3 protein-coding genes and 2 pseudogenes are annotated in these 5739 nt (G+C 65.0%); 3 read left to right on the forward strand and 2 right to left on the reverse strand.

Annotated elements, in window-relative coordinates; translation table 11 throughout:
- Positions 1-313 (reverse strand): DUF2264 C-terminal domain-containing protein (locus ACVCAH_RS37310; RefSeq protein WP_447140921.1); only part of this gene is annotated, 313 nt, incomplete at its 3' end.
- Between the two features lie 937 nt (positions 314-1250).
- Positions 1251-2450 (reverse strand): ISAs1 family transposase, encoded by a 1200-nt coding sequence (locus tag ACVCAH_RS37315; RefSeq protein ID WP_447140922.1) that lies wholly within the window; start codon positions 2448-2450, stop codon positions 1251-1253.
- 144 nt (positions 2451-2594) lie between these two features.
- On the opposite strand from ACVCAH_RS37315, the pseudogene ACVCAH_RS37320 reads away from it, so the two are divergent.
- From ACVCAH_RS37320 to ACVCAH_RS37330, 3 genes and pseudogenes are all read left to right on the forward strand, one after another.
- Positions 2595-2813: pseudogene (locus ACVCAH_RS37320) on the forward strand (IS5 family transposase); the annotation flags it as partial.
- A gap of 1008 nt (positions 2814-3821) precedes the next feature.
- Positions 3822-4553 carry a heparin lyase I family protein gene (locus ACVCAH_RS37325; protein ID WP_447140923.1) on the forward strand — a complete coding sequence of 244 codons (732 nt, stop codon included), beginning with the start codon at positions 3822-3824 and terminating at the stop codon, positions 4551-4553.
- 394 nt (positions 4554-4947) lie between these two features.
- A pseudogene (locus tag ACVCAH_RS37330) lies at positions 4948-5484 on the forward strand (IS30 family transposase); the annotation flags it as partial.
- Between the last annotated feature and the right edge of the window lie 255 nt (positions 5485-5739).

The following is a 5739-nucleotide window of genomic DNA, read 5'->3' on the forward strand; positions in this document are numbered from 1 at the left end:
CGAGGCTGGCTTCGCCGCCTCTGCGCGTACGCCAGTGCTCGCCGTCATCGCTGAGCGCCAATGCGCTGTCAAATGCGTTCCCGGCGAGGTCATCGCCGCCGGTGGGGACACTGAATCCGGCCAGCGTGGAGTAGGCGAACTTGGCGTACTTCGCTGCGGCGCCTCGGGCGTTGCATGCCGGGGCGTGCTGTCCGCTCGGCTCGGGTATGACCACACGCATCTGAGCAAGGTGGAAAGCGGTGACCGATGGCCTCCGCCGGATCTGCCCGACCTTATCGATCGGCTTTTCGACACCGGCGGTGAGTTTGCTCATTCGCCGCCTCAGCGACCCCGACTGCCCCAGGCAGCGCCTGTCCCTGCTGCCCGAGCTGATGGTACGGGAATCCTGTGGCGGCTCACCCGTTCCCCCAGCCCGTTTAGGACCTGACAACGCTGGCCGGCAAGGTCTGGACGGTCCCGCTCAACGCCCCAACGCAAACCTCCTGGCACCACAAGGAGTTCATTGACAGGCACAAAACGACGGCCCGGGCCGCCTGCGACGAGCTCAGGACTACGGCCGAGAATGTCAAGACGAACGACGAGGAGGTGTTGATCACCTCTTCGTGACCAACGACTTCTCAATCTTCGGGCCTCGCCGGGCCGGCCGGCCCTCCTGCCTCACCGCGACCTGGGTCGCGTCCCGCAGCCACCAAGACCAACATGGATCATCAACAACCAGCAAGAGGGCCGGGCTTGCAGTCGGGCGGCTACATTCGATCGGCCGCCGTGATCGTGACGAGGCCCGTGCATAGCCACCCGCTGCCGAGGTTCCGGCTGATTGTCGGTGAATCATCCTGCTGCCAACCGTGCGTCGCCTGGGGCATGAGATCCGCGCGGGCGGCGGGCCTACGTGGTGACCATGAGCGCTCTGGCCCGCGCAGCCGGTCAACGGAGCTCACACGCTCAGAAGCGGCCATCGCGTTCTCCTCTCCTTCTCTCGACTTGGTCCTTTCGAAGGATGGACGCGATGCCGTTTTCCATCTACGCAACACGCCCAACACGGGCAAGTCATGCATCTCCTAGAGAGTCGCGAAAGCACGCGAAGACACTCGCCCCAGCGACGGCTTTAGACTCTGAGTTTTTAGCACGTCGTCCGGCGTAAGAATGCATGAGCGGTGTTCATTACGACGGGTTGAGGTAGCTGGATGGCGAAAGCGAGGCCGAAATCAGGTTGGCCGCCTGCATCTGGTCGGTCAGCTTCCGCACGGCTGCTACGTCAGCCAGGGCCCCGGCAAAGTCGTCAGGTGATGCCGAGTAGGGCCAGGGGGCGGGTGCTGTCGCGGGCGTGATGCCGGTTGGCGGCGGCGATGTTGGTGATGCCGGCGGTGCGCAGGGCGCCGATGGCGGCGTTGCGCAGGGCTGCCATGACCTGGGGTCCGGTGGCCGGTGCGGATCTGGGAGCGGTCTTCGTCGTAGGTGACGTCGCGGACCCAGTGGACCTTGTTCTCGATGCCCCAGTGACCGCGGATCCAGGCCGCCAGCTGGCCGGGTCTGGCTTGGTGCACTCGCAGGTCGGTGATCGCGTAGACGGTCTCGGTCGTGAAGCGTTTTGGCTGGTCGAGGCGGCGTCTTCGGCGGCGGACCTGTAGTGCCTGCGTGGCACGCGGGAACTCGATCCCGGTGGAGATCGTCAGGATTTTCAGGCTGCGGATCTCGCGGCGGCCGTGTCCGCGGTCAGTGTCGCGGGTGGCGTCGGGGACTGCTTGCCAGGGCAGGCCGGCGAGTTGGGCATGCAGGTTGGGCTGGTTGGCCTTGACGGTCAGGATCCAGTGCGCGCCGCGCTCGGCGAGGTATTCAACGTGATCGCGCTGGCAGTGCAGGGCGTCGACGGTGATCACAGTGTCGCGCAGGTCGCTGATCTGGTCGAGCAGCGGTGCGAACCGGGTGATCTCATTGGTCTTGCCGTCGACGTCAGTGCTGGCCAGGACCACGCCGGTGGCTTGGTCGCAGGCAGCGAGGACGTGCCGGGCCGTGGTGTCGGTGGTGCGGGAGCCGCGCAGTGTCTTGCCGTCCACCGCGATTGCCCGCCGCGCCGACGACGGCGCGGTCGCCGACCGTGCGGCGAGCCAGACACCGACCGCCTGGGTGAGCTGGTCCGGGTCCAAGGCCTGCAGGAGTCTGCGGATCATCGTCTCCGACGGACGTCGGTCCGGGGCGATACCCAACGCCAGCGCGGTCGCGGCCGGGACGTCGGCGACCCACTCGGCGATCGCGGTGTAGGAGCGGTAACCGGCCACCACAGCGCACACCGCCGCAGTCACCACGACGACCAACCGGTGCCGCACCCCACGGCGGGCGCGGGGATCCGACAGGTCCGCCAGCGCTGCGGCCAGCCCAGCAGCAGTTTCGGGCACCGTGACAGCCGGTGCGCAGGACAAGGACGAGATCAGCGATGATGGCAGCGCGGGCATGACTCACTTCGGACGATCAAGGCTTCGACACCCTGATGATCATCTGAACCGGTCATGCCCGCCTTGCTGCCCGCAACTCAGGCGCTTCTCAGCTGAATGCCTCATGTCGGACGCGTCCACGACTTTGCCGGGGCCCTGGCCTGCATCCCCAGCAAGAAAGACCAGGACGCCCACCGCAAGGCCAAAGGCTCCAACGGTGGCCGCCCACCCGCGTTCGACAAGGATCTCTACCGGCTACGACACGCCGTCGAGAACGGCATCAACCGCCTTAAACGCCACCGCGGCATCGCCACTCGCTACGACAAACTCGCCGTCCGCTTCCAAGCCGTCCTGACCATCACCATCATCACCGAGTGGCTCTGACCGGCTTATGAAACACGCCTTAATCGTGATCGGCGAGAACCCGATTTGCTCCGCGAACTCGGTGACCCTGATCGAGCCCCGCGCTCGCACCTCGCGCAGGATCGCCTCCTGACGCTCCTCAGGGCGCACACCACACCGTCCCGTCTGACGCTTTGATCGAACGAACATTCTCGCACCGATCAGGGATCGCCCGCTAGGTCTAACACTGCTGGAGGTTGTTGACACCTCGGGTCTCCGCATGTTGGACAGACTCCATGCCCCCGTCAACCGAACAGAAGCTGGACTGTCAGGCGCAGGACCGCCTGGCGGTCCTGCGTCACCCGCAGAGATCACGAGCAACGTCGCCCAAACATGCCGGTAATACCGCCAGCCGGCGCCGGCACTACATCCGACAGCGCCGCTCCTAGGAAGAAGGACCTGCCGGTCTGCGGGACCGCTCCAGCCGGCCCGACCACAGTCCGAGGGCCACCCACCCCGACATCGCGGCGAAAATCATGTACCTGCGCCAGAACTACCACTTCGGCCGGTGAAGATCCACATGCCCTGAAGCGGTACCACGACATCGAGAACGGCCACTCCGCGACCCTTCAGGCGCCTGGGCTTCTATCCCTGCTGAGACCTGCCGGCCTCCAGTAGCACCCGCTCGACGAGCGCATCGTCCACACCTACATCAAACCCGCATCGCCGCCCCTCAACGGCAAGGTCGAACGCACCCACCGTCTCGAGGCCGACCTAGACAACCACGGGCCCGACCGGCATGCGCTCCGCCCACACGACCCGGGAATCTGCTCCAACCAGCAGGCGTACTCGCCGCCACTGCCAACTCCAAAACGGGTCGTTCTTGGAGTGGGGTTGGGCATACCAGACGTTCGCACCCCAATCGGGCTCGGACCTTGAAAAATCTTTAAGTGGAGACAGATGCCGGGAAATATCGTTCATCTTCTTGACACGGGGTGATCGAACGCACATCATCGCCACGAAACGATCAACCAACCTTGGAGTGTTGCTATGCGCAAACGTTCGATCGGTGCGGCTGCCGCAGTCGCCGCGCTGTTGGTGGCCGCGACGTCGACCCCTGCCTACGCCTCCGTTATCTGGGACGGCGACGCCTCGAAGGGGACAGGTGTCTTCCCGACGACCGAGTGCCCCTCGCCTGGCAGCCTGGTGGCCGCGGCTCAGAGCGATGGTCACGGCACGGTGTTCCGCTACACCAAGGGCACCAGCGAGTGGCGGTGCGAGTCGCGCGGTATCAAGGTCGGTGGGTCGAGCTACACCTTCCGGAACAACTCCACGTACTACCTGGGCTGGGAGAGCAAGCTCGATACGGTCAGCCTCCCCGGCGGAGGCGACTTCGTGGTCTTCCAGTGGAAGTCGTATCCCAGCGCCGACCAGAACTACCCGCTGCTCATGACGATCAAAAACGGCCAGATCCGGCTGTACTACGTCGCTCCGGGTGAGGTGTGGAAGCAGATCTGGTCCGCTCCCGTCGCGGCCTACGACTGGCACCGGTTCGTGCTGGCGATCCACACCTCCGACTCGACGACCCGCGGCTGGGTAAAACTGTGGTTCGACGGCGTGAAGCAGACCTTCAGCAACGGCTCGCAGCGCTACCCGGGCCGCATGTGGGACAGTGCCAATGAACCCAAGTGGGGCGTGTACGACCGTTACAACACGACCGACCAGATCATCCACCACATCGACAGCCTGAAGGTCGGCACCGCCTACACAGATGTCGACTGAGCAGCTGTCGTTGAGGTTCCCCGCTTTCGCAGAGTGGTGGTTACCTGGCGCCGGTTAGCTCAGCCTGAACGATAGCTGTCTGCGGTGGAGGGTGCGCGAGGGCCGATTTCGTTCTCGTCGGGCTAAGGTAGCCGAGTTTGTTCTGGATGCGGCGGGAGTTGTACTAGCCGTGGATGTAGTTTAAAAAACCGCTTTCGTCGCAGAATGAGGCTCCCCGGTAGGTCAGCAATCGGCCAACATCCGGTGCCCCAACCGGGAGCATCGTTCCTGCTTTTCCCTTCGATTCCGCTGTCCGCCCGCATCCTGATCCGTCTGGCCGATCCGGCACACACCTCGAAGGCATCAGGACATGTGTCGCCGCCTTCACCTCTGCTCGCGAACGGGTCCGTCGCCGGACCAGCGTCGTTGTCGTTTTGTCGCTCCCGGGCTGCTGATCGAGCACCGATCGGCAGCCGCTCTGAGCCGCACTCCTGTCGGTGACTGGGAGGGCGACCTGATCGTCGGCCGGCAAAACCAGTCCGGATCGCCACCATGGTGGATCGCACCAGCCGCTACCTGCGACTGGTCCACCTGCCCGTCGACCCCACCGCCGAGGCCGTCCGCGACGCGCTGCTCGCGATGTTGGCAGAACTCCCGGAGCCGGTCCGCCTCGCCCTCGCCTGGACCAGGGCACGGAGATGGCCTACGACCAGCAGATCGCTCCACTGCTGCGCGACGGAGTGTTCTTCGCCCATCCCGGCCGGCCCTGGCAGCGCGGCACTAACGAGAACACCAACGGGTTGCTGCGCGGTACTTCCCCAAACGCACTGACCTGTCCCAGCACAGCGCAGCCGATCTCCGTGCCATCGAGCAACGTCTCAACAACCGGCGCCGCAAGACCCTCGGCTGGCGCACTCCGGCAGAGGTCTTCCACACCGCTCTGGCATGCTAATGATCGTCACCGTTGCGACGACTGCTCGAATCCGCCCGGAACCACGGGGTCAGTTTTCAGGCGGAGCCGACAGGAGGCTGCGGCGAAAGCGCCGATATCAGTTGGCCTCTCGCGGGTGCCTGCACACTGGGATATCCGAGGGGGACGACCACAAGGCCATGATCGTCGTTTGACGAACCTAGGGCCTGTGTCGAAGTCGGTCACAGCCACTCGCTGATCGCGGCGACGTGCACGGTGGCTTCGTAGCGCACGGCG

The sequence above is a fragment of the Micromonospora sp. LZ34 genome (genome assembly GCF_052981855.1).